This window comes from Croceicoccus sp. Ery15, assembly GCF_020985305.1.
Taxonomy (GTDB): domain Bacteria; phylum Pseudomonadota; class Alphaproteobacteria; order Sphingomonadales; family Sphingomonadaceae; genus Croceicoccus.
This window is the reverse complement of record NZ_CP087588.1, coordinates 1,005,732-1,029,784: the sequence shown is the minus strand read 5'-3', so window position 1 is coordinate 1,029,784 and position 24,053 is coordinate 1,005,732. Positions and strand designations below refer to the sequence as shown.

Sequence of the window (24,053 nt, the reverse complement as noted above, 5' to 3'; positions counted from 1 at the left end):
CACCTCCAATCACCGGCATGCCGATATTGTTTACGGGACGATCGCAAGGCTCCCCGACACAAAAAAGGGGCCGGTAGACACCGGCCCCTTTCGTTTGTCGATCTTGCGATCTCTGGCTTACATGCCCGAGCCCGGACCGTAGGTGATTTCCACCCGGCGGTTCTGCAGTTCGCGGACACCGTCGGCGGTGGGAACGCGCGGGTTCTCTTCGCCGAAGCCTTCGGTGGTGATCGCCGTATCGGGGATGCTGCGTGCCGTGAGGTACGAGCGCACCGATTCCGCACGACGTTCCGACAGGCCCACGTTGTAGGTCTTCGAGCCCGACGTATCGGTGTAACCGGCCACCATGATCGGCACCGAGTTGCAGTCGGCATAGGAAGCGATGGCGCTGTCCAGGATGCTGGCTGCTTCGGGCGTGATTTCCGACGAATCCCAGTCGAAGAACACGATATAGGGGCCGGTGTTGCACACCACTTCCGGAGCCGGCGGCGGCGGCGGCGGCGGGGGAGGCGGCGGCGGCGGCGGAGGCGGCGGGGGCGGAGCAGGCGACCAGAAATTATAGGTCAGCGAGCCCAGCAGCGAGTGCGAACGGATGCTCGTCTCGATCGCTTCGCCGGTCGGCGCCACGAGGTCGATATTGTCGTGGTTGAAGAAACGGTACTTCAGGCCGACGTCCCAGTTGTCCGACAGCGGAGCGCGGATACCCGCGATCGCCTGCCAGGCAAAGCCGGTGTCCGAATCGTCGATCAGCACAGGCTCTTCGAACTCGCTGCGAGCGACACCGGCACCGCCGCCGATGAAGCCCTGCAGGCCATCGTCGTCGCCAAAGTCGATCAGGCCGTTGACCATGAAGCTCAGCGTGTTGAACTCATGGTTCACTTCGCTGTCGTCATAGCTTTCGCCGAATAGCGTGATGCCGTCGTCGCCGGCGCCCTTGTAGGCCGCTTCGGTTTCGAGGCGGAAGCCGCCGAAATCATAACCGGCCACGACGTCGAAGTCGTAACCATAGTCCCAGTCGAAGGTTGCCTGATCGTCGACGCCATCAACGTCAACATCAGAATCCTCGACAAGCATAGCACCGCCATCGACACCAATGTACCAGGTGTCGTCGCGAGCAAGCGCTGGCGTCGACAGGACCGTCGATGCAAGCGTCAATCCGATAATTGTATTCCTCATGATCTTCCCCCTTCGTCGTGGCGAAGTTTTCCGGCCGGAACGGTGAATTTTGGCCGGGGCGGAAGATAACACCGCGCGTTATGTTTTGCACTCGCATTAAGCCATCTTTAAAATGTTTATAATCAAGGGCTTATCAATATTGCTCTGCCATCTGATCTTTTGTTAAGGTTCACAATTCAGTAATTTTCTTATTGATTGAACTGGATTTCTGGGGCCTAGATTTCGTTGTTGCCGCATCGCAGCACATTCATATGGGCACCCAAAATCAGCCTGCGGGGGAGGGGGAGGGTGAAAGCGCTGACCGGATGGATAGGCAGGCAGATCATCCTCTTCTTGCTGCTGGCGATTGCGATCGCGATATTCCAGTCGGGTGCTTTTGGGCTGCGTTGCACGAATGACTGTCTTGCTGCTGATGTCGATATTCGCTCGGACGCCGACGATATCACCCAGAAATTCTACGCAATTGTCGAACAATCACGCGAGCGGCTGAACAAAAATCTGAAGTCGTTTGGCAATTGGACAGAACACCGCCGTCGCTCGGAACTGAAAGCGCGGGAGGATCGCCTCGACGAAATCGACAGACAAATGCGCGAGAAGCCGGGCATCTTTGATCAGTATCTGCCCGCGCGGGTCGTCGAACGGCAGCGCCTGCGGATCGAACGCACGATTATCGAACAGGAGATTGCCGTCCTTCGGCGGCATATCGAACTCGACGCATTTGAACGGGGAACTGGGATCGAGGCTCCGGCTGAGCAGGCAGTACGCGAGGCCGAGGCATCCTGCGATGTCGCCAGAGAAGCTGTACAAGATTTCAACCGACTCTCCCTGCAAGAGCGTTGGGCGCGTAACCGGATTGGCCGAAACGATGCACAGGTCCTGACCACCAACGCACATCGGATTTGCGCCCAAGCAGTTGAATTGCGAAAGCGTCGAACGACCGCACTTGCCATGGCCGAAACGCTAGACCGGCAAATTGCTTCTGCGCAGCGCAGGCTGCAGGAACAAGAGCGAGCGGCGCGCGAAGCGCTGGAAACCGTACGCGCGCCCGCAAGGCGCGACATGATCGTCGATATCGCAACCAAGGCAGCGCTTGCCCTGATGGCGATAATCGCGATGCCGTTTCTGATCCGCATAGTCCTTTATTTCGTTCTCGCGCCGCTGGCCGCCATGCGCCCTTCGATCCGTATGCCTGCGCTCGGCGGATCGGGGGTGGCAATCCCTTTGCCCGAACCCTCACGTGTTTCTATTCCGGTGCGGCTTGACGCGGGTGAAGAATTGCTGGTGCGACAAGGCTATCTGCAAAGCTCGTCCGCCGCAGGAGTGAAATCCACACGCTGGCTGTTCGATTATCTGCATCCCTTTTCCAGCCTTGCTGCGGGACTGTCGTTTCTAACGCGCATCCGCGGCGCGGGCGAGGCGACGACTGTATCAGCAACCCGTGACGGATTTGCAGAACTTGCGGCGATCGACCTGCCAACGGGCGCAGCCTGTGTGCTACATCCGCGCGCATTGGTCGGCGTGGTGCAGCCTGTCGGGCAACCCATCGCGATCCGCAGCCATTGGCGACTTTTCAGTGTCAATGCATGGCTCACGATGCAATTGCGCTTTTTCTCTTTCCACGGTCCGGGGCGGCTCATCGTAAAAGGCGGACGCGGCATTCGCGTCGAGCGCGCCGAACGAGGCCGCATTTTCGCGCAGGAGCAACTGGTCGGCTTCAGCGCCGACCTGGCCTATTCCGTGACGCGGGCAGAAACATTTGCGCCCTATCTCTTCGGGCTGGAACCGTTGCTGAAGGATAAGGTGGAGGCGGGCAGCGGCATTCTGGTGATCGAAGAAGCGCCCCTGTCCATGCGGGCCGGAAAGGCAGGCAAGGGGCTGGAAGGCATGATCGATGCTGGTTTAAAAGTGTTCGGACTCTAGCCGCGCACCATTTTCCTTAACCGGTCGTCGAAAGCACCAAGCCGGCGACGAAGGCAACGACTGCAAGAACCAAAAGAAATATGGCGACATTGACCGCATACCAGATCTTGTCACCTGGCTTGGGCAGCGTATTGTCGAGAAACTCGTCGATCACTCCGCCTTTATAGATCTGTTCTTGCTGCTCTTCATCGAAGGGCGCCAATAGTGCGGCCGCGCTGACAGCGGATTTGGGAATAGGGTCGAGAAAACGGCAGCCATGGCGGCGCTCGTCGATCCACATAACCTCTGCCGGTTGTTCGCCAACCAGGGGCAAGTCGATCTGGAAGATATCGCCCACCGCCAGCGGCGGATCGGTTTCGAGCAGCAGGCCGGTTTCCGACAAATTGCGGATGGTCGCGGACACGCCAGCCTCACCCGCGATGGCGTTTACGTCCAGCCGCAGCGTCCGGCGCGGTTTCGAACGCCAGCTGCGAAGCGTATCATCGGTATAAAGCCGTGCGACGATCAAAACCGTTCCCCTTTTTTACGGGCGGCAGATATGTCTGCGAGGATTAAGATCGTCCTAAGATCGCACCGCGATGCGATGAATGGTGGCGGATCTCGGTCAGGAACGGGTTGGGCGCGTCCCCGACCGGAAATTCCGTGTCCGGATCAGTTCGTTGGCATTACCACGGCGTCCACCGATCCGCGTGTGACGGCATGGTAAGTCGAACGGGTCTTGCCATATATGCGCCGGGCGATTGACTGGCCCCATTCGTCCTGATCCATCAACGCGGCGAACAGCGGGCGGACGAACTTGGTACGGCCGACACTGGCAAGAAAAGTCTCGGCCACAGGAACGGCAGGATCGTAACGGTTCGACAAGGCGGTTTTAAGCCATGCGAACAGCACCTCATTATTGCCGCTGTCCGACAATCCGAATGCGCGGTCGAGCGCGGCCAGTTGCTCCTTAGGCAATGTAGCCGGAAGCGTCGACAGGAAGCGCAGCCGTTCCGCGGTGTTCCAGCCCTGCCATGCTGCGGCATCGGGCGTGCGCGTTGCGGCATATTCCGCCGCAGCCCTATCGACCGCGACAAAGGCATTCGCATCGGGGAGCAACACATTGTCGGGCAGACCCGGCTCGAAAATCCATTCGCGCAGCTTCAGCCGCTCGCCCAGTTCGGCATCGCCCGCGACTAGGTTCCTTTCCATGTCTTCCAGCATCATTTTCGAGGTGGCGGGCTGGAACGCGTGATTGTCGAACCATTGGCGCAGCCAAACATCGAAACGGTCGCGCCCCGCGATATGTTCGACAGTTCGCAAGAAGGCCGCCCCCTTGTCGTAAACGATTTCGCTGCCCGCGCTTTCCACGCCGTCGGGCTGGTGCAGCGCCGTGCCGGGATCGTCCATGCCGACTTCGGCCAGCACATTCTCGACCGTCGCAAAGCTTAGCGCGGCTTCCTGCGCGGCACGTTCCTTACCGTATATTTCTTCGGTAATGCGGCCTTCGAAATAGGATGTGACGCCTTCGTTCAGCCAGCTGTCGCGCCAGTTGGAGTTGGTCACCAGATTTCCCGACCAGCTATGGGCCAGCTCGTGCGCGACAAGGCCGGTCAGGCTGCGGTCGCCAGCGATGAAAGTGGGAGTGAGGAACGTCATCACCGGATTTTCCATTCCGCCATAGGGAAAGGCGGGGGGAAGCACGATCATGTCATAACGGCCCCAGCGATAGGGGCCGTACAGCTTCTCGGCTGCGGTCACCATGGCCTCGGTATCGACCAGCTCGTTCGCGGCGCGGTCCAGCATGACCGGTTCGGCCCAGACGCCCGTGCGCGGACCGAGTTCGCGAAAGGCGATATCGCCTGCCGCCAGCGCGATCAGATAGGGCGGAACCGGCTTGTCCATTGTAAAGCCGAACACCCGGCGTCCGTCTGCCAGCTCTTCTGGTTCGCTGCCCTTCAGGCCTGACATCACCACGGTGAGAGGCTTGGGCGCAGTGATGCGCGCTTCCCATGTCTGGCGGATACCGGGGCTGTCCTGCGTCGGGATCCAGCTGCGATTGAGGATCGCCTGCCCCTGGCTGAACAGGAAAGGCTGCTTGCGCCCGGCAGTCTGCTCGGGGTTAAGCCATTGCAGTGCTTCAGCATCGGGCGCTGCGCGATAGGTGACGGTGATCCGGCGGGCGTCGCCAATGGCGACGGTGACAGGTTCGCCCAGCTTTTCGTCATGCTCGCCAATCGTAAAGTCGAGCGCTGCGCCATGGGCATCAGTGATGCCCGAAATGCGCAACCCGTCGCTGTCGAGCACGATTTCATCCGCGCCGTCCGCCGCCATGATGTCGAGTGTGGCCGTGCCGAACACGTCCTTCGCATCGAAGTCGAGCGCAAGGTCGAGCGCGACATGCGTCACCCGCGCAATTTCGGGCCGGGCATAGGTGGAAGTATCCTTCGCATCCTCGGTCGTGAGGATGGGAGAGACGGTCGTTTCCGCCGGTGTATCGGCAGTGGAACAGGCGGCAAGGCCAAGAGATAGAGGTGCAATTGCCACAAAAGCGGACGGCGCAAAGCGCATGGGGGGACTCCGATTTCTGAGGGGGAAAATCCGGTTACAAATGCAACCTTACGCTTGTTCCGGTACATTTGTCACCATCCCGGAACCTCGTTCGGGCGGGATAGTCACGCATTCGGGAAATTCCGGTCAGGCCCCCGCTTCCCCCATTCGCTCATGAAAGCTGGTTCTTTTGGCCAATTGGCAGCCCGAACCGCTATGCTAATGTCTGTTTCAATTCAGGACAAAGGCACCGGAGTTTTCGACCAACGAAATCCCGGCACCTGGCTGGATCAGAATCAGTAGCAGCAAAGACCGAAAGTGCATTTTTGGTGACAAGCGTCGTCCCGAATATGGTGTTGGAGCCAGAAGATAAGGCGTCGCCACGCGGGCGCGACGTATCGGCCACAGCTGCGCGCTATGCATGCTACGATGTGTTCGACACGGTGCTGTTTCGGCGCGTACTCGATCCAACCGATGTATTCCGCTTGCTCCACGGCAAGCTGCGGGAACGCTTTCCCGCGCAATTGGCATCGGTGGGAGAGGATGCCTTTGTATCGGCACGCCATCTTGCCGAAGTGCGCGCGCGCGAGGGCCGGCAGGAAACGACATTATCGGAAATCTGGGACGAGATGTCCTGGCTGATCGATGAGGAGCGCGACGAAGCAGCCCGCATCGAGCTGGAGACCGAGCGGGACGTATTGTTCCCCAATGACGAAATTTGCCGCGACATCGCCGCCCGTCGCGCGAAGGGTGATCGGATCGTCTTCATTTCCGACATGTATATGCCCGAATCCTTCCTGCAATCCGTGTTGACTGTGCACGGAATCATGCAGGCGGATGACCGGATTTTCGTCTCCTCGACACATCGCAAAACTAAACATGGCGGAGATTTGTTCCGGCATGTCATCGACGAACTGGGCGGCGAACCCGCCCGTTTCCGCATGACCGGCGATAATCGACATTCAGATTTCCGCATGCCCCGTTCGCTGGGACTAAAGGCAAGGCGTTACACGGGGCATCGCCTTTCAAACTATGAAAAACGTTTGAAGAATATCCCGGGTTTGCGGCAATTCCCGCGCTCCATATTGGTCGGATCTGTGCGCAGCGGCCGCAGCAGGCATGGTCAGCGGTCAAGCAGGCTGGTCACCGATTTTCTGGGTCCGGCATCGCTGTTATGGGCCATTTGGGCCATCAGACGGGCGGAAGAAAGCGGGACCGAGCGCCTGTTCTTTATGGCGCGAGACGGGTTCCTTCCCTGGCTATCCGCCAAAAGCCTGCACGACGCCGGCTTTACCCGCATTGTACCGCGCTATCTCTATGCGTCGCGCTATTCGCTCTATTTTTCGTCCATTCGGGACGTTCAGACGGATTTGCAGTGGATTTTCGATCAAAAGGGCGAACTGAGTTGCGGAAAGCTTTTGCGATATCTGCAACTCGATCCCGCCAAGCTGTGCCCGGAATTGAAAGCTTTCGTAGACCGTTATCCCGAAAATGCACCTCTCGATGACGAGGGGATCGACGAATTTGTGACTGTTTTGGCGAACAGCAGTTGCGGATCACAAGTATCGGACACCGCGGAACAAATGAGGGCAGCCGCGCGCGCCTACTTCCAGCAAGAGGGGCTGATCGACGGCCCGCCATCCGCGATCGTCGATATCGGTTGGCATCTGAACATTCAGTCTGCGCTGCAATCGCTTCTGCCTGAAAGCCCTATGCGGGGCCTTTACCTCTATCTTAGCGAAACGCGGAGAAGCGCTGTCGAGGCAGGGCATGCGGAGGCCATGATAGAGTTGAATGTCGCGCACCCGCGGATCACCTTGCGTCCGTCTCTCTGGCACCATTCGACAGTCGCAGAACATCTCTTCGGCATGGCGCCCGAAGGCACATGCAAAGGGTTCCGCTTTGATGCTGAGGGTGAAGCTGTGCCGGTTTTGCAGGATATGGACGATGCCGAAGTAGACTTCAAACAGGCGATCGGCGACGAAATCCTGCGCTTTGCAAAGGAGTGGGGGCCGCATTTCATGCACGGCTTCACTCGCTCCGAATGCTGTGCAGAGGCGTTCCGCGCGCTTACTGACGAGTATTTCGAGAATCCCACACGGGAATCGCTGCGAAGCATCAAGGACTCAATCCGCAAATCGGAAGAGGCTCTGAACGACGGCACGAGCGCATTGGTCACCGGTTTCCAGCTATCCGATGCGAAACGCGCGATCGATTACATCCGTCGCCGCGACGGCGACAAGGGGACCGCATGGCTCGCGGCAAAGTTCTCGCTGGCACCCCCTCCATTTAACCTTGGGGGCCATTTCATACGCAAGATTCGCCCCTATCTCGGCTGAGGACCACCGGTCACAGCAGGAGCAGGGATAGTGAACAGCGATTCGACGCGCCAGGAAAGCGACAGCATCGGCTCCATTGCGGTGCCTGCCAGCGCCTATTGGGGCGCGCAGACGCAGCGCAGCATCGACAATTTTCCGTTCCCCGCGCGTGAACAAATGCCGCTGGCCATCGTCCATGCCCTTGCAATGGTCAAGCTGGCGGCCGCGCGCGTCAATCGCGCCCATGGCTTGCCCGACGATCTGTCTGACGCCATCGAACAAGCCGCACAGGAAGTGATCGCGGGCAAGCATGACAATCAGTTCCCCCTGGTCATCTGGCAAACGGGCAGCGGCACGCAGACCAATATGAATGTGAACGAGGTGATCGCCGGCCGTGCGAACGAAATCCTGACCGGCCAGCGCGGCGGGAAGGCGCCAGTTCATCCCAACGATCACGTCAACAAAGGCCAGTCGTCGAATGACAGCTTTCCCACTGCGCTTCATGTGGCAGCCGTGTTGGCGACGGAACGGGAGTTGCTGCCCGCACTGGGCCTGCTGACCGATGCGCTCGATACCAAGGCGCAGGAATGGAGTGATATCGTAAAGATCGGCCGGACCCATTTGCAAGATGCGACCCCGTTGACACTGGGGCAGGAGTTTTCCGCCTATGTCCGCCAGCTCAGGGCAGGGCGCGCGCGTATCGAACAGGCGCTGCCCGATCTGCGCGCGCTGGCGCAGGGCGGCACGGCGGTCGGCACCGGCCTGAATGCGCCCACGGGTTTTGCGGCAGACATGGCGCGCGAAATCTCACGCATTGCGGACAGCGAGTTTCGCCCCGCCGACAACAGTTTCGAGGCGCTTTCTTCCAACGATCCTCTGGTGCAAATGTCGGGCAGCCTGTCGACGATTGCCGTATCGCTGACCAAGATCGCAAACGATATACGCTGGCTGGGCTCGGGGCCCCGTTCAGGCCTTGGCGAACTGCAATTGCCCGCGAACGAGCCTGGAAGCTCAATCATGCCGGGAAAGGTCAATCCCACACAGGCCGAGATGCTGACCATGGTGGCCGCGCAAGTCATCGGCAATCATCAGGCGGTAACCGTGGGCGGCATGCAGGGCGCGTTCGAACTGAACGTGTTCAAACCGCTCATCGGCGCGGGTATCTTGCGCTCTATCGATTTGCTGGCCGTCAGCATGACCAGCTTTGCCGAGCGCTGCGTCGAAGGGCTGCAACCTGATCGGGCGCGTATAGCCGATCTGGTGGGCCGCTCGCTGATGCTGGTCACCGCGCTGGCACCCGAAGTCGGTTACGATAATGCGGCCAAGATCGCCAAACACGCTCATGAAACCGGGCAAAGCCTGAAGGAGGCAGCGCTCGAACTGCAACTGGTTGACGGGCGGACCTTCGACCGGATCGTCAGGGCCGAAGATATGATCTGATCCGGTCTGGCGAATCCGGTTGCTCTACACGCGATTCTTCAAGTCATTTCGAATTCGCCATCAGGCCAATTCGAAGCGATAATTGCACCATGCTTTCACTGATCGGATTCGCACTGTTGTGTATCGGCTCGATTTGGGGTGCGACGACGCATATGCCCGTCGCACGCTATATCGGTGCGGCCATCGCGGCATTCGGTCTGTTTCTGGCGTTTTACTGAGGGTTCTGGCGGACAGGGTGGGATTGTGCTTCGCACGCCTACGCTGCGCTGCGGCTCCGAACCCGGAGGCTCCGTCCACCGCACCAGTATCCGCCATCCCACCCGCCCGAGGCGGGCACCGATGGCGGACAGGGTGGGATTCGAACCCACGGTGAGCGTGAACCCACGGCGGTTTTCAAGACCGCTGCCTTAAACCACTCGGCCACCTGTCCTTACGCGAAACGCCGCTAGCGGCTTCTTGCGCGCTTGTCACCTATGTGATTGAACCGTGCGATGCGGCATAGGCGGGCGTCGCTTTGCCGCATCCACCGACAGAGGCAATTCACACGCGCCCAAGCCTATGCCATGAGAGGCGATATGACGATTTTCTCGCGCCTTTTCGCCGGTCTGACCGCCTTTGCCGCATTTGCCCTTGCGCCCGCCGCTTCGGCACAAGTCTATACGCAGGCGGGGTTCGAGGCCTATCTGGCGCAGGTCGCCAACAAGGCCCGCGCCGAGGGGGTTTCGGACCGCGCGATTCGGCAGGGGCTGACCGGCCTGACCATCAATACCCGCGTCGTGGAACTGGACCGGCCGCAGGCACCCGATCCGCCGGGATCGTCCTATCCGCCATTCGCGCCCTATCGCGAACGGCATGTGGATGCCGCGCGCATCAGCGGCGGGCAGCGAACCTATGCCGCCAGCGCATCGCTGATCCCGTCGATCGAACAGCGCTATGGCGTTCCGGGAGAAATCCTGATCGCGATCTGGGGGCATGAAACCAATTACGGCAGCTATACCGGCACGTTCGACACGATCCGGTCGCTGGCGACGCTGGCCTATGAAGGTCGCCGCCGCGACCTGTTCGAAAGCGAGCTGATCGCCGCGCTGAAAATGATCGACCGCGGGGTCACGCGCCAGCAATTGACGGGCAGCTGGGCAGGGGCCATCGGCAATCCGCAATTCCTGCCCAGCGTCTGGCTGCGCGTGGCGCAGGATGGCGACAATAACGGCACGCGCGACATCTGGAACAGCCGTGCCGACACGCTGGCCTCTATCGCAAATTATTTTGTTCAGGCTGGCTGGCGTCGCGGCGAGCCATGGGGCGTGCCCGCCTATGTCCCCGGCAATTTCAACCGTTCGGCCAATGTAAGCCGTTTGAATGCGCCACGGTGCGAGCGCGTGTTCGAACGCCATGGCCAGTGGAAGACCGTGGCCGAATGGAAGGCGCTGGGCATCAGGCCGCAGGGAATGATCGCGGACGACACATTCGCCTTTCTGTTCGAACCCGACGGACCGGGGGCGACGGCCTATCTGCTTACCAGCAACTATCGGGTGATATTGGACTATAACTGTTCCAACTATTACGCGCTTTCGGTAGGTCTGCTGGCAGACGCCATCCATTAGGGCCTGTCAGGGCCCGGGGCGCATGTGCCCGCAGGAGCAGACATGGAAATTCTCTCGGCAAAACGCCTTTCGGGCGTGACGGCGGCATTGACGCTTGCGCTGGTGCCCGCCTTGCCTGCGGCCCAGCAAAAGCCCGCAACCGCCGCTTCGATACAGCATCCCGATCCCGCGAAGCCGCCGATCCAGAATGTGCCCGTCGCGCTGATCATGGATGCCAATGCGGGTGTACCGTTCTATGCCAAGGATGCCGACCGCCGCTTCATCCCCGCATCGCTGACCAAGCTGATGACGGTGTATACCGCGTTCGAATTGCTGGAAGAGGGGCGGTTGACGGCAGGCCAGCGCCTGCCGGTATCGGCCCGAACGGCACGCGAATGGAGCGGGAAGGGCTCCACCATGTATTCGGTGGCCAATACGTCGCTATCGGTCGATACGCTGTTAAAAGCGATCCTCACGGTTTCGGCCAATGACGGCTGTGTGATCCTTGCCGAAGGGGCCGCAGGAAGTGTCGAGGGCTGGACCGCGCTGATGAATGCCAATGCCGAAAAGCTTGGCATGAAGGACAGCCATTTCAACACGCCCAACGGGTGGATGGACGAAGGGCGCACCTATACCAGCGCGCGCGATCTGGCGACGCTGACACGCGCATTGCTGACAGAGCATGGCGACCTCTATCGCCGCTATTTCGCGCTGCCCACATTCAGCTACAACAATATCACCCAGAACAACCGCAACCCGATCCTTGGCTATGTCGAGGGGGCGGACGGGTTGAAGACCGGCTTCACGAACGAGGCGGGCTACGGCTTCGTCGGGTCGGCAGAGCGCGATGGCCGCCGCCTGATCATGGTGCTGGGCGGCGCGGAATCGAGCCGTTTGCGCAAACAGGTGGCGCGCGATTTCATCGAATGGGGCTTTGCCGCCTGGGACGCGCAGACCATTTACGGCAAGGGCCAACCCGTAGGCGAAGTGGCGGTGCAGGGCGGTTCGATGCGCCATGTGCCGGTGGCCGCGGCACAGGCTGTCAATCTCTCCGTCCCCCATGGTGCCAGAACGGACGCGAGTGTTATCATGCGTTATCAGGGGCCGGTCGCCGCACCCATCCGCAAAGGGCAGCGCGTGGGCGAATTGCAGGTTACGCGCGAAGGCGGAGAGATCGCCCGTTTCGATCTGGTCGCCACCGAAGACGTGGCAGAGGCCAATGCACTGCAACGGCTGCGTAACGGCCTGCTGGGAATTTTCGGGTGACCGCAGGGAAAGCCCGCGGCCGGTTCATCGCCTTTGAAGGAGGCGAGGGCGCGGGCAAATCGACGCAGGCGCGTCTGCTGGCCGAGGCATTGCAAGCGCGGGGCCTCGACATTGTCATCACCCGCGAACCGGGCGGCACGGCGGGGGCAGAAGCATTGCGCGCCCTGCTGCTCGATCCCGCCTATGACTGGGGTCCCAAATCAGAAGCGTTGTTGTTTGCCGCCGCGCGCAGCGACCATGTCGAACATCTGATCGAGCCTGCGCTGGCGGCAGGCAAATGGGTCATCTGCGACCGCTTCGTGGATTCCAGTCGCGCCTATCAGGGCGGGGCAGGCGGTATTGGCGATGCCGATGTGCTGACGCTCCACCGGATTGGCAGCGGCGGATTGCTGCCCGATCTGACCATTCTGATCGAATTGCATGCCGGTGAAGCCGCCCTTCGCGCGCGCGCGCGCGACGGCGATGCGGCGGACCGGATCGGCGGAAAGCATGCAGATTACCATTCGGCGGTGCGCGACCGCTTTGCCTTGCTGGCAGACCAATCGCCCGACCGCTTCGCGCGGATCGCCGGCACTGGCAGCGCGCAGGATGTGCACGCGCGGATCATGGCGGCGCTGACACCCCTGCTGGATGCGCCATGACGGTCCTGATCGGACATGATGAGGCCTGGGCCAGCTGGCGTTCGGCCATGCAGGGGCAGCGTATGCATCATGCATGGCTGCTGGCGGGCGGGCGCGGTCTGGGCAAGGCGGGGTTCGCACTTGCGGCGGCAGCGGAGCTGGTGGCCGAAGAGGGCGTGCCCCAGCCCGAAGCGCTGGCGCATCCCGATATCATGCTGCTGGAACGTCCACCGGCGACCAGCGACGACGAAAAGAAGCGTGAGGAAGGCAAGCCCTTCAACCGCAAGCGGAACATCAGCGTCGACCAGATCCGTGCGATGCAGCGGCGCCTGACGACACGGCCGACCTTGGGTGCACGACGCGCGATCATCATCGATTCCGCCGACGATCTTGAAAAATCGGCCGTCAACGCCTTGCTGAAAAGCCTTGAGGAGCCCCCAGCAGGCTGTTTTTTCCTGCTGGTCGCGCACCGCCCGGGCGGCTTGCTGCCGACCGTGCGTTCGCGCTGTCGCCAGCTGCGGTTCCATGCGTTGAGCGACGAACGGCTGGCGCAGGTTCTTGCCGAACAGAAACCCGATGCACCCGCTGAATTGCGACAGGCGGCGATCGATGCGGCACAGGGCTCCCCCGGTGCGGCGCTGGCGTTTATCGAGGACGAACTGGCGCCAATTGCGCGCGAATTGCGCGCCATCATGCGTCAGGGTGATCCCGATTTTACGCGTCGCGGTGCGCTCGCGGCAGCCATTGGTGCGCGGCCCGACCGCGAACGGCTGCTCGCCAGCGTCAGGTTGGCGCGCGAGATTTGTGCCGAACAGGCACGGCATGCCCCGCGAGCGCATCAGATGCGGCTGATCGACACGCATGACCGGCTGGTCCGGCTTGGGGCGGAAATACCCTATGCGAATTTCGATCCCGGACTGACCGTGGTCGAAATTGGCGGGTTGCTGGCAGGGGCTGCGGCACCTAAGGGTTAGCGCAAATCACGGGCCTCGCATAGCGCGTGGCCGATCAAGCCAATCCAGTTCAGAAAGTCAGGGGCCTGATGGCCGATCCTTATTATATCACCACCGCCATCCATTATCCGAATGGCAAGCCGCATATCGGCCACGCTTATGAAACCATTGCCGCCGATGTGATCGCCCGGTTCCAGCGGGCATCGGGGCGCGAGGTGCGGTTCCAGACCGGCACCGACGAGCATGGCCTGAAGATGGCGCAAAAGGCACGCGAACTCGGGGTTTCCCCCCGTGATCTTTGTGATGAAATGTCAGCGCATTTCAGAAATTTGTTCGACCTTCTTGAAATCGAGTACGACAACTTCATCCGGACTACGGAAGACCGCCATCACGCGGCCACGCAGGCTCTGTGGAAGGCGATGGAGGCCAATGGCGACCTTTATCTCGACCGTTACGAAGGATGGTATTCGATCCGGGACGAGGCCTATTACGACGAGAGCGAACTGACCGAAGGCGAGGGGGGTGAAAAGCTGTCCCCGCAAGGGACGCCCGTCGAATGGACAGTCGAGGAAAGCTGGTTCTTCCGCCTGTCAAAATATGCCGAGCCGCTGCTGGCGCTCTATCGCGACAATCCCGAGTTTATCCAGCCCGACAGCCGACGGAACGAGGTTATGCGTTTCGTCGAGGGCGGTTTGCGCGACCTTTCGGTATCGCGCACCAGTTTCGACTGGGGCGTGAAAGTGCCGGGTGCCGACGATCACGTGATGTATGTGTGGGTGGACGCGCTGACGAACTATCTCACCGGTCTCGGTTATCCCGACAAGACTGACGATTTTGCCAAGTTCTGGCCCGCCGATTTGCACTTGATCGGTAAGGATATCGTGCGGTTTCATGCGGTTTACTGGCCCGCATTCCTGATGAGCGCTGGCTTGCCCGTGCCCCGGCAGGTTTTCGGCCATGGCTTCCTGCTCAATCGCGGGCAAAAGGAATCCAAGTCGCTGGGCAATGTCACCGATCCGGTGGGGCTGGTCGAACAGTTCGGTGTCGATCCGCTGCGTTATTTCCTGATGCGCGAAATCGCCTTTGGTCAGGACGGCAGCTATTCTCCCGACGCCATCGTCACACGGTCGAATGCGGAACTTGCCAATAGTTTCGGCAATCTGGCGCAGCGCACTTTGTCCATGATTTTCAAAAATCTGGATGGAGAACTTACAGCGGGATTGCCGGAAGACGCAGCCGACGCGGAATTGATGTCCGCCGTCGCGGATGCGGTCAGCGGGCTGCGCGCCGGATTCGCCAAATTGGCATTCAGCGAGGGGCTGGAGGCATGGATGCGCGGTGTCTTTGCGTGCAACGCCTATGTCGATGAAATGGCGCCCTGGGCGCTGCGCAAAAGCGATCCGGAGCGGATGAAGGCCGTGCTCAACGTGCTGTTCCGCTGCGTGCGCGATCTGGCGATTGCGGTGCGTCCGGTGGTGCCGGGTTCGATCGACCGCCTGCTCGACCAGATGGGGATTGCCGGTGACACGCGCGATTATGCCGCGCTGGGCGATGCCGGCTGGTTCGCGGCGCTGATCGCCAGCGGGTTCAAGGTCGACAAGCCAACGGGCGTGTTCCCGCGCCTCGAAATGCCTGAGACCGAGGGCGCGGCGTAATGCTGATCGATTCCCACTGCCATCTCAATTACAAGGGGTTGATCGAACGCCAGGGCGACGTGCTGGACACCGCCCGTGCGCGCGGGATCGGCGGATTCCTCAACATCTCCACGCGGCAGAGCGAATGGGGCGATGTCGTCGGCACCGCAGAGCGGGAAAGCGACGTGTGGGCCAGCATCGGCATTCACCCACACGAGGCTGACCAGCACAAGGATCTGGGCTATGCCGAGCTTCTCGCCGCCAGCGAGCATGAGCGGGTGATTGCCATCGGTGAGACCGGTCTCGATTATTACTACGACCATTCCGACCGCGATGCGCAGCGCGATCTGTTCCGGATGCACATCGCCGTGTCACGTAAAATGGGACTGCCGCTGATCATCCATACCCGCGATGCTGAGGATGACACGCTGGCCATCTTGCGTGAGGAGATGGGGAAGGGGGGCTTTCCCGCACTGATCCATTGCTTCACCGCGTCGGACGCCTTTGGAAAGGCCGTGCTGGAACTGGGGCTTACGATCTCGATTTCGGGCATCGTAACATTCAAGAATGCCAAAGATCTGCAGGACACCGTACGCGAAATTCCCGCTGATCGCCTGCTGGTCGAAACCGACGCACCGTTCCTTGCTCCGGTCCCACATCGCGGCAAGACATGCGAACCCGCTTTCGTGGCCGATACGGCGCAATTCGTGGCCGATCTGCGAGGCGAGGAACTGTCCGCGCTGACAGATAGTACGACGGCGAATTTCCGGCGCCTGTTTACCAAGGCGGCCTTGTGAAGCTGACGATTTTGGGTTCGGGCACGTCGACCGGAGTTCCACGCGTCGGCAATGATTGGGGCGACTGCGATCCGGGCGAACCGCGCAACCGCCGCAGCCGTGTCTCGATCTGCATCGAGAACGACGAAGGCCAGCGGATACTGGTCGATACCTCTCCCGATTTGCGTCAGCAGATGCTGTCGAACGGCATCGACAAGATCGACGCCGTGTTCTGGACGCATGACCATGCGGATCACTGTCACGGGATCGACGATCTGCGGGTGTTGAGATACGGGCGTGGCGGGCCGATCGCCGGTTTTGCGAGTGAGGTGACGGTACAGCGGTTACGGCGACGGTTCGATTATGTATTTTCGGGACAATTCGGTTATCCGACGATTGTAAATCTTGAACCTCTGAACAGGCTCAAGATGATTTGCGGTCTGTCGGTCGGATGGTGCGAGATGCCACACGGGCCGGTAAAGAGCACAGCGTTTCGATTCGAAAGTACCAATAGTTCAATTGTTTATGCTACGGATTTCAGTGAGATTACTCATGATATGGTCTCGCTGATGCGTGGATGCGATTTGCTGGTGGTGGACTGCCTGCGTCGTGAACCGCATCCAACCCATGCGCATCTTGGCATGGCGCTGGAACTGTCGAACGCAGTCGGTGCGGACCGGACGATCCTTACGCATCTCGACAAAAGCATGGATTATCGCACGCTCTGCAATGAAGTGCCGCCACATGTCGAAGTTGGATATGACGGGATGGAGGTCGAACTTTGAGCACGCTGGCAATCGTTTCGCTGATCAGCTTGCTGGGCTGGCTCGTCCTGATGATCGCAAGCTGGCGCAGCCATCAGGTAAGCAAGTCGGCGACCATCAAGATGGTACTGATCTGGATCGGTATTTTTCTGGGCGCAACGCTCGTGATGGGGCTGATCACTTCGTAGCGCTCCGCATTTATTTTACATAATATAGATTATCATTCTTTTGGATTTTTGCCATGAGCCAGCAGACTGCCCCTATTGACCGTCTCCTCGCCATCATGGCGCAATTGCGCAATCCCGATGGCGGATGCGAATGGGATCTGGCGCAGGATTTCGCCTCGATCGCACCCTATACGATCGAGGAAGCCTATGAGGTCGCCGATGCCATCGCACGCGACGATCTGGCGGAATTGAAGGACGAGCTTGGCGATCTGCTTCTTCAGGTCGTCTTCCACGCCCGCATGGCCGAAGAACGCGGCGCATTCGATTTTAACGATGTCGCAGCCGGAATTGCCGACAAGATGGAACGCCGGCATCCGCATATCTTCACCGGCAACGAACCCAATGAAACGCAAGCCGTGCGCGCCAATTGGGAACGGTTGAAAGCCGATGAGCGCGCCGCCAAGGCCCAGACCGGCGCTTTGGACGGTGTAGCGCTGGCCTTGCCCGCCTTGTTACGGGCGGAAAAGCTGCAAAAGCGCGCCGCGCGCGTCGGTTTCGATTGGCCCGATCAACTCGGCGCCGCCGCCAAATTGCATGAGGAAATCGACGAGTTTACAAAAGCCTCCACCGAAGCGGAGCGGCTTGAAGAGGCCGGCGACATGCTTTTTGCCGCGGTGAACTGGCTGCGGAAGAGCGGAATTCCTGCCGAAGACGCCCTGCGGGCCGCCAATGCGAAATTCGAACGCCGTTTCGCCGGAATGGAGGCCATGGCGAAACAGGACGGACAGGACTTTGCAGCGCTGGATCTGAGCGATCAGGACTCGCTTTGGAACCGCGTGAAGCAAGGTGAAAAGGCGCCGCGCGACTAAGTTCCGCCCATTGCCACAAAGCGGCCGAATTCGCGGTCGTCGATGCGAACCGTCAGGCGGATCTGCGGTTCCTCCCCCTCGATCTCGTCGCTGACCTCTTCCTCACCCAGCACCTCGCCATGGGCGTGCAGCCATGCGATCCGCCGGCCGTCGCGACTGGGCAATACAATATCATGGACCCGCGCGTCGCGTGTCAGGATTGCGGCGATGGCCCGTTCCAGTGCCTCTGTTCCGAAACCCATCAATGCCGAAATGGGCACGACCGGTTCGTCGGACCTTTCCGCCTGCTCGGCAAGTTCCTCGCGGCGATCGTCGGGAATCGCATCCCATTTGTTCCATGCCTCGATCACAGGAATGCGCAGCGCGCCCTCCTCGTCCGTATTGATGTCGAGGTCTGCCAGAATTTGCACCACTTCGGATTTCTGCCCGTCGGCCATCGCGCTCGACATGTCGCGCACATGCACGATGATGTCCGCGCCGGTCACTTCTTCCAGCGTTGCGCGAAAGGCGGCGACAAGCTGTGTCGGCAGGTCCGAGATAAAGCCCACCGTATCCGACAGGATCGCCTTTTCGACACCCGGCAGGCCGATCGCCCGCATCGTCGGGTCAAGCGTGGCGAACAGCAAGTCCTCGGCCATGACCTCGGCACCGGTCAGCCGGTTGAACAATGTCGACTTGCCCGCGTTGGTATAGCCGACCAGCGCGACAACGGGCCATGGCGCCCTTCCCCGCCGCGCCCGATGCAGCGCGCGGGTCCGGCGAACCTGTTCCAGCTCGCGGCGCAGTCGCGCCATGCGGTCGCGGATCATCCGGCGGTCAGCCTCGATCTGCGTCTCGCCCGGACCGCCAAGGAAGCCGAAACCGCCGCGTTGGCGTTCAAGGTGGGTCCAACTGCGCACCAGACGGCCCGCCTGATAATCCAGATGGGCCAGTTCGACTTGCAGCCGCCCTTCCGCCGTGGCGGCACGTTCGCCGAAAATCTCGAGGATCAGGCCGGTGCGGTCGATCACCTTGCGTTTCAGAGCGTCTTCCAGATTGCGCTGCTGAATGGCCGAAAGCGCGCCGTCGACGATGACAAGCTCGGCTTCCTCCATTTCGCAGGCGGCGCGGATATTCTCGATTTGGCCCGAGCCGAACAGGGTGCCCGGGCGCACTTCGCGCACGGGGATGACAAAGCTGTCGACGACCTCGATCCCGATGGCGAGCGCAAGGCCCCTGCCCTCCTCCAACCGCGCGTCGGGGTCGAGCAGGTTCTCCTTGCGAATATCGGGCAGGACGACAAGGGCGCGCGCACCGCGCGTCACCTCGCCGCTTACGTCGTCATTTCCGAAAATATCCTCGCCCAATGCGTACCTCGCCTTAACGGCGTTCTCCGTTACTCGTCGCCAGCCCAGTCGCCGCTAAGGTCGACATGGGTAATCGGCTGAACGGTGGAGATAGCATGCTTATAGGCAAGCTGCACATAACCTTCGCGTTCCAAAAGCATGCAGAAGAGATCATAGGCAGCGATCCGTCCCTGCAGCATCACGCCATTGATCAGGAACATGGTCACTTGCGCACCCGCATCGCGGACCGATGACAGGAACACGTCCTGCAACATGCGCTTGCCCTTGGCTTCCTCGCTGAACTCGAAAATCGCGGCATCGACGGGCTGCGTCGGCATGATCGTGCTGATCGCATGTTTGTAAACCAGTTGAGTCTGACCGTCGCGGCGCAGCAGGATCGAGAAATTGTCGAACCATGTCACGATGCCTTGCAGCTTCACGCCCTTGACCAGAAACATGGTAACCGGTGTCTTCTGCTTACGCAGATGATTGAGGAAAATGTCCTGCAGGTTCTGCCCCTTGCCAGCAGCCGTCTTTCCGGCAGGCGCCTTGGCGGCCGTCTTGGCAGGTGCCTTGCGCGTAACGGTTTTCTTGGGTGTCGCTTCGGCTTCGGCGGCTTCTTCTGCCATGCTTTTCGTCGTCGGCTCTTCCGCTTTGGTACGGATGCTGAGCGTTTTTCCGGCCATTATTGGTCTCCTGTTGTTGGCGCGCGGGCCGAGGGAAGGCCCGTGGCGTTCTGGTGCCTGCGATGCACCGATACCCGGCGTCATATCACGCCAAAGGCAAAGCTCCTACTAATTGCTGCAGTGCAGCAGCGCAATGTTTAGCATGTATCAGCAGGTAATTATCGGGAAATGTAACGAATTCAGTCCGTTTCATCACGCTTCTCCGAAAGGCCAAGCGTCTTGAGCTTGCGATGCAAAGCCGATCTCTCCATCCCGATGAATGATGCTGTGCGCGAGATATTGCCCGAAAAACGCCGAATCTGGACGCGCAGATATTCCCGCTCGAACTGTTCGCGTGCTTCGCGAAGGGGAATGCCCATCATAGCCGTAATGCCCGCGCTGTCGCCGGTTGGCTCCTGCGTAATCTCTCCTGGCAGCATATCCGCCTCAATCGTCGACAGCCGTTCGCGCGGGGCAAGGATCAGCGTGCGTTCCACCACATTTCGCAACTGACGAACATTGCCGGGCCATTCATAGCCTTGCAAAACGGCCACTGCCTCGTCGCTGACTTCGGGCGGGGAATAGCCCTGACTTCGGGCGTATCGGGCGAAGAAATGATTGGCCAGTACGGGAATATCGCCACGCCTTTCAGCAAGGCCGGGCACACTGACGGGCACGACGTTCAGCCGGTAATACAGATCCTCGCGGAAACGGCGGTCTGCAATCGCCTCGGCCAGATCCTGCGAACTGGACGAGGCAACCCTGACATCGACGCGAATCTGCCGGTTACCGCCGACGCGGACGAAGGCCTGATCGGTCAGCACGCGCAGGATGCGCGCCTGCGTCGATTCGGGCATATCCGCCACTTCGTCGAGGTAAAGCGTCCCGCCATCGGCCATTTCCAGCAGCCCCGCACGGACCAGACGACCGCCCGATTCTTCGCCGAACAGCTCTTGTTCGAAACGTTCGGGCGTAATGCGCGCCGAATTGACGGTGACAAACGGCTTTTCCGCCCGCGGGCTCCAGTGATGGAGCAGGCGCGCGGCCATTTCCTTGCCCGCACCAGCCGGACCTGTGATCAGCACGCGGCTGCCGGTATTGGCAACGCGTTTCAATGTGGCGCGCACTGTGTTAATTGCGGCGGAATTGCCGTTGAATTCTTCGAAGCCCGCGCCGCCGTCATTGCGCAATTGCGCGTTTTCACGGCGCAAACGCTCGGTCTCGGTCGCGCGTTCCACCATCAGCAGCAGGCGTTCCGCCTCGAACGGCTTTTCGATGAAATCGACCGCGCCGCGGCTGATGGCCGAGACTGCCGTGTCGATATTGCCGTGGCCAGAGAACACGATCACCGGCAGATCGGGTTCGCGCTGTTTGATCGCATCGAGCACTTCGAGCCCGTCCATGGGCGAGCCGTGCAGCCAAACGTCCAGCAGGACCAGCGACGGCCTGCGCTCGTCAATCGCGTTCAACGCCGCAATGCTGTCGCCCGCGGTCCGGCATTCGTAACCCTCGTCCGAAAGCACGCCCGCGACCAGTTCGCGGATATCGCGTTCATCGTCGACGATCAGAATATCGAGTGCCATCAGAACCAGTCCTGCCTTCCTTGCATCAATTCCGTCATTCCGCGGCCTGCCTGCCGCCATCGCCTGCCGCGTTTTCTTCCGACAGCGGATCGCGTGCGAAACGCATACGCACGGTCGTTCCGCCCTTCGCGGCAGGTTCGAACCCGATATGCCCACCATGTTCGCCCAGAATTTTCTGGACGATGGCAAGGCCGAGGCCGGTGCCCTTCTCGCGCGTGGTCATATAGGGTTCGACGATGCGGTCGCCCTGCTGCGGCAGGCCGCTGCCATTATCGGTGACGGTGATCGTCACCCCGTCCTTGTCGGGCTGCATCGCCACTTCGATCTGGCCGCGATAATCGTCGCCTTCGGCCAATCGGCGCGCCTCAATCGCCTCGGCCGCGTTTTTCAGCACATTGGTCATCGCCTGCCCCACCTGATGGCGGTCGCAATCGATACCCGTGTCCCCTTCCCCCGCGCGGAAACGATAGGTGATTTCGGGATGGCCGACTTCCTGCAGGAACATCGATTGCCGGACGAGGTCCGAGATGTCCTCGCGTCGGAAGCTGGGCTTGGGCATGCGGGCAAAGCTGGAAAACTCGTCGACCATTTTTCTAAGGTCGCCGACCTGCCGGATGATCGTCTGCGTCAGCTCGTCGAACAACTCGCCATCGGTTTCGATCTGGCGGCGGTACCGGCGGTTGAGCCGTTCGGTCGCCAGTTGGATCGGGGTGAGCGGGTTCTTGATTTCATGCGCGATCCGCCGCGCCACATCGGACCAGGCCGCGCGCCGCTGGTCGAGCAACTGGCGAGTGATATCCTCAAACGTCAAAACATGGCCGTGCGTCGTGCGCGCGCGCTTTACGGCCAGAGTGCGCATGTCCCCGCCGCGCGGTATCTGCGCGATGCCGCTCGCCTTGCCTTCCTCTACCAAAGCGGCAAGCGTCGGGGCGACGGCAGAGAGGCTTTGCCCGACCGGCGCCTCGTCGTCCTCCCCCACCAGCAGGGTCTGCGCCGATCCGTTGATCAGCAATATCTTACCCTCGGTATCGATCGAGACGATGCCAGCCGTGGCCGAATCCAGTACTGCCTCGATAAAGGCACGCCGTTCATGCAATTGCTCGTTCGCCGACAGAAGTGCCGCGGTCTGCCGCTCGATCTGCGCGGTCATGCGATTGAACGCACGGTTCAGCAGGCCGATTTCATCGGATCCCGTGCGCCCGCTCACCCGGCTGGAAAAATTGCCCGCCCCCACATCGCGCGCGGCATCAACCAGCTCTGCCAGGGGCCCGACCTGCCGGTCGGCAAAGCGCAGAGCGAACCACACGGCCAGCCCGACCAGCGCCAGCGACACGACCAGCAGCGCGATGTTGAACTGCAATTGCAGCGACCGGACATTGTCGGTCAGCACATCGTAATTGGCGAGCACGCTTTGCGCACGCTGCCACTGGCTGAAAGCCAGCGGATCGGATTCGCGCGAGGTATAAAGATAGATACCGGCATCGAGGTCGAGCGGGGCCACCGCTTCGATCTTTTCGGCCACTGCCGTGACCTCAACGCGCGAACCGGCTGACAGCTTGGCAAACACTTCTGAGTGGATGCTCGCCGGGCCGAAATCGCTTTCGGGATCGACGATAGCGGCAGTGCGCACATTGCCGTCCTTGCCCACTTCCAGAATGGCCGAGCTGTCGAATTCGCGTACGATCACCTGCCGCGTATAGGCCTCGGCAAACTCGGGGCTCGTGATCGCGGCGCGGTCGAGGTAGAACCGGATGTCGTCCGCCATCGCGATGGTCTTGTCGCCGATGTCGCGGAAATTCTCGGCATAATAGCCGCGCGCCAGCTCGTTCGCATCCTCCAGCAAGCCGCGCGAACGGTCGGAAAACCAGAATTCGACGCCTGACTGGAACAGGAAGGATGCGAATACCACGACCAGCAGCGTCGGAACCGCCGCCAGCAGAGAAAAAAAGAACACAAGCCGCACATGCATGCGCCCCGTCGATCCCGTCAGCCGCTGGGCCCGTCGCAGCGCCAGCCGCCTTCCGATCAGCACCATCAGCCCCATGCCGGGCACCAGCGTTACCACCAGCAATGTCGTGGTGGTGGCCGTCGGCAGCAATGCATCCTGCGAAGCGCCATCCAGTGTCATCCAGCCGAACACGACCGTGACCGCAATCGCGATCACGCAGGCGATTTCCAATATCGCAAAGCCGTTCGACCGGTGCCAGACGATCCCGATCCGGCGCATCAGACGCTGCCAGTCGCGGCCGGCACTGTTGGCAACGCCGTTGGCGGATGTCGCGATCGCTTCATCCGCAGCCTGTGCGCCACCCTGAAGTGGGGCTTCAAAGGAATCGGCGGGGAAAGGGCGGTCGGAACTCATCGTTGCGCGAATACAACAGCGCTGTTGCTCAAACTCAAGAGCAGACTGGCACGCAGGGGATAAATCTGGCCGGAATTGCGATCAGCCGCTGCATACGGATGAT

21 protein-coding genes and 1 tRNA gene are annotated in these 24,053 nt (G+C 60.7%); 13 read left to right on the top strand and 9 right to left on the bottom strand.

Annotated features, from left to right (window positions below; genetic code table 11):
• Window positions 1-117: 117 nt before the first annotated feature.
• Both LOZ77_RS05080 and LOZ77_RS05075 read right to left on the bottom strand, forming a co-directional pair.
• Window positions 118-1,176 (bottom strand): OmpA family protein, encoded by a 1,059-nt coding sequence (locus tag LOZ77_RS05080; RefSeq protein WP_230281104.1) that lies wholly within the window; start codon window positions 1,174-1,176, stop codon window positions 118-120.
• Between the two features lie 474 nt (window positions 1,177-1,650).
• A complete protein-coding gene (locus LOZ77_RS05075; RefSeq protein ID WP_230281103.1) occupies window positions 1,651-1,983 on the bottom strand; it encodes a hypothetical protein in 333 nt (110 codons plus the stop codon).
• 141 nt (window positions 1,984-2,124) lie between these two features.
• Between LOZ77_RS05075 and LOZ77_RS05070 the strand changes: the two genes are divergently transcribed.
• Complete coding sequence (locus LOZ77_RS05070; protein WP_230281102.1) at window positions 2,125-3,096, top strand: AIM24 family protein; 972 nt, start codon at window positions 2,125-2,127, stop codon at window positions 3,094-3,096.
• A 16-nt stretch (window positions 3,097-3,112) separates the two neighbouring features.
• Here LOZ77_RS05070 and LOZ77_RS05065 read toward each other — a convergent pair whose 3' ends face one another.
• Together LOZ77_RS05065 and LOZ77_RS05060 are read right to left on the bottom strand one after the other, a co-directional pair.
• Entirely contained in the window at window positions 3,113-3,604 is a 492-nt protein-coding gene (locus LOZ77_RS05065; RefSeq protein ID WP_230281101.1) for a PilZ domain-containing protein, read from the bottom strand.
• Between the two features lie 143 nt (window positions 3,605-3,747).
• On the bottom strand, window positions 3,748-5,622 hold the full coding sequence (locus tag LOZ77_RS05060; RefSeq protein ID WP_230281100.1) for a M1 family metallopeptidase: 1,875 nt from the start codon (window positions 5,620-5,622) through the stop codon (window positions 3,748-3,750).
• A 332-nt stretch (window positions 5,623-5,954) separates the two neighbouring features.
• On the opposite strand from LOZ77_RS05060, the gene LOZ77_RS05055 reads away from it, so the two are divergent.
• From LOZ77_RS05055 to LOZ77_RS17820, 3 genes are all read left to right on the top strand, one after another.
• On the top strand, window positions 5,955-7,964 hold the full coding sequence (locus tag LOZ77_RS05055) for a hypothetical protein (RefSeq protein WP_230281099.1): 2,010 nt from the start codon (window positions 5,955-5,957) through the stop codon (window positions 7,962-7,964).
• Window positions 7,965-7,994: 30 nt separating this feature from the next.
• Entirely contained in the window at window positions 7,995-9,383 is a 1,389-nt protein-coding gene (fumC, locus tag LOZ77_RS05050) for a class II fumarate hydratase (protein WP_230281098.1), read from the top strand.
• A gap of 89 nt (window positions 9,384-9,472) precedes the next feature.
• Window positions 9,473-9,601, top strand: a complete 129-nt coding sequence (locus LOZ77_RS17820) for a hypothetical protein (RefSeq protein ID WP_255671198.1) — start codon at window positions 9,473-9,475, stop codon at window positions 9,599-9,601.
• Window positions 9,602-9,723: 122 nt separating this feature from the next.
• Here the strand turns inward: LOZ77_RS17820 and LOZ77_RS05045 are convergent.
• Window positions 9,724-9,813, bottom strand: a tRNA-Ser gene (locus tag LOZ77_RS05045).
• 145 nt (window positions 9,814-9,958) lie between these two features.
• Between LOZ77_RS05045 and LOZ77_RS05040 the strand changes: the two genes are divergently transcribed.
• The 9 genes from LOZ77_RS05040 (at window position 9,959) to mazG (ending at window position 18,015) form a co-directional block, all read left to right on the top strand.
• A complete protein-coding gene (locus tag LOZ77_RS05040; protein ID WP_230281097.1) occupies window positions 9,959-10,987 on the top strand; it encodes a lytic transglycosylase domain-containing protein in 1,029 nt (342 codons plus the stop codon).
• A gap of 42 nt (window positions 10,988-11,029) precedes the next feature.
• On the top strand, window positions 11,030-12,232 hold the full coding sequence (locus LOZ77_RS05035; RefSeq protein WP_230281096.1) for a D-alanyl-D-alanine carboxypeptidase family protein: 1,203 nt from the start codon (window positions 11,030-11,032) through the stop codon (window positions 12,230-12,232).
• Window positions 12,229-12,873, top strand: coding sequence for a dTMP kinase (tmk, locus tag LOZ77_RS05030; protein ID WP_230281095.1), 645 nt, complete (start codon window positions 12,229-12,231; stop codon window positions 12,871-12,873). Before LOZ77_RS05035 ends, tmk begins: the two co-directional genes overlap by 4 nt.
• Window positions 12,870-13,826, top strand: a complete 957-nt coding sequence (locus LOZ77_RS05025; protein ID WP_230281094.1) for a DNA polymerase III subunit delta' — start codon at window positions 12,870-12,872, stop codon at window positions 13,824-13,826. The genes tmk and LOZ77_RS05025 overlap by 4 nt, the downstream gene beginning before the upstream one ends.
• A 68-nt stretch (window positions 13,827-13,894) precedes the next feature.
• Complete coding sequence (gene metG / locus LOZ77_RS05020; protein ID WP_230281093.1) at window positions 13,895-15,460, top strand: methionine--tRNA ligase; 1,566 nt, start codon at window positions 13,895-13,897, stop codon at window positions 15,458-15,460.
• Entirely contained in the window at window positions 15,460-16,236 is a 777-nt protein-coding gene (locus tag LOZ77_RS05015) for a TatD family hydrolase (RefSeq protein ID WP_230281092.1), read from the top strand. The genes metG and LOZ77_RS05015 overlap by 1 nt, the downstream gene beginning before the upstream one ends.
• Window positions 16,233-17,000, top strand: a complete 768-nt coding sequence (locus tag LOZ77_RS05010; RefSeq protein WP_230281091.1) for an MBL fold metallo-hydrolase — start codon at window positions 16,233-16,235, stop codon at window positions 16,998-17,000. Before LOZ77_RS05015 ends, LOZ77_RS05010 begins: the two co-directional genes overlap by 4 nt.
• Complete coding sequence (locus LOZ77_RS05005; protein ID WP_230281090.1) at window positions 16,997-17,167, top strand: hypothetical protein; 171 nt, start codon at window positions 16,997-16,999, stop codon at window positions 17,165-17,167. The genes LOZ77_RS05010 and LOZ77_RS05005 overlap by 4 nt, the downstream gene beginning before the upstream one ends.
• Before the next feature lie 53 nt (window positions 17,168-17,220).
• The gene (mazG, locus tag LOZ77_RS05000; protein ID WP_230281089.1) at window positions 17,221-18,015 is read left to right on the top strand and encodes a nucleoside triphosphate pyrophosphohydrolase; all 795 of its coding nucleotides are present in this window, start codon (window positions 17,221-17,223) and stop codon (window positions 18,013-18,015) included.
• Here the strand turns inward: mazG and hflX are convergent.
• The 4 genes from hflX to LOZ77_RS04980 form a co-directional block, all read right to left on the bottom strand.
• Window positions 18,012-19,361 (bottom strand): GTPase HflX, encoded by a 1,350-nt coding sequence (gene hflX, locus LOZ77_RS04995; RefSeq protein WP_230281088.1) that lies wholly within the window; start codon window positions 19,359-19,361, stop codon window positions 18,012-18,014. The genes mazG and hflX overlap by 4 nt on opposite strands.
• Before the next feature lie 29 nt (window positions 19,362-19,390).
• Window positions 19,391-20,026: an RNA chaperone Hfq gene (hfq, locus tag LOZ77_RS04990; protein ID WP_230281087.1), complete on the bottom strand. Its 636-nt coding sequence runs from the start codon at window positions 20,024-20,026 to the stop codon at window positions 19,391-19,393.
• Window positions 20,027-20,205: 179 nt separating this feature from the next.
• On the bottom strand, window positions 20,206-21,588 hold the full coding sequence (locus tag LOZ77_RS04985; protein WP_230281086.1) for a sigma-54 dependent transcriptional regulator: 1,383 nt from the start codon (window positions 21,586-21,588) through the stop codon (window positions 20,206-20,208).
• 34 nt (window positions 21,589-21,622) lie between these two features.
• Window positions 21,623-23,950: an ATP-binding protein gene (locus LOZ77_RS04980; RefSeq protein WP_370638045.1), complete on the bottom strand. Its 2,328-nt coding sequence runs from the start codon at window positions 23,948-23,950 to the stop codon at window positions 21,623-21,625.
• Window positions 23,951-24,053 lie beyond the last annotated feature (103 nt).

Coding starts and splice junctions, on each gene's coding strand:
- LOZ77_RS05015 (WP_230281092.1), top strand. CDS start 15,460: ATGCTGATCGATTCCCACTGCCATCTCAATTACAAGGGGTTGATCGAA.
- hfq (WP_230281087.1), bottom strand. CDS start 20,026: ATGGCCGGAAAAACGCTCAGCATCCGTACCAAAGCGGAAGAGCCGACG.
- LOZ77_RS05025 (WP_230281094.1), top strand. CDS start 12,870: ATGACGGTCCTGATCGGACATGATGAGGCCTGGGCCAGCTGGCGTTCG.
- LOZ77_RS05070 (WP_230281102.1), top strand. CDS start 2,125: ATGGCCGAAACGCTAGACCGGCAAATTGCTTCTGCGCAGCGCAGGCTG.
- LOZ77_RS05040 (WP_230281097.1), top strand. CDS start 9,959: ATGACGATTTTCTCGCGCCTTTTCGCCGGTCTGACCGCCTTTGCCGCA.
- metG (WP_230281093.1), top strand. CDS start 13,895: ATGGCCGATCCTTATTATATCACCACCGCCATCCATTATCCGAATGGC.
- LOZ77_RS04985 (WP_230281086.1), bottom strand. CDS start 21,588: ATGGCACTCGATATTCTGATCGTCGACGATGAACGCGATATCCGCGAA.
- LOZ77_RS04980 (WP_370638045.1), bottom strand. CDS start 23,950: ATGAGTTCCGACCGCCCTTTCCCCGCCGATTCCTTTGAAGCCCCACTT.
- mazG (WP_230281089.1), top strand. CDS start 17,221: ATGAGCCAGCAGACTGCCCCTATTGACCGTCTCCTCGCCATCATGGCG.
- LOZ77_RS17820 (WP_255671198.1), top strand. CDS start 9,473: ATGCTTTCACTGATCGGATTCGCACTGTTGTGTATCGGCTCGATTTGG.
- LOZ77_RS05080 (WP_230281104.1), bottom strand. CDS start 1,176: ATGAGGAATACAATTATCGGATTGACGCTTGCATCGACGGTCCTGTCG.
- LOZ77_RS05035 (WP_230281096.1), top strand. CDS start 11,030: ATGGAAATTCTCTCGGCAAAACGCCTTTCGGGCGTGACGGCGGCATTG.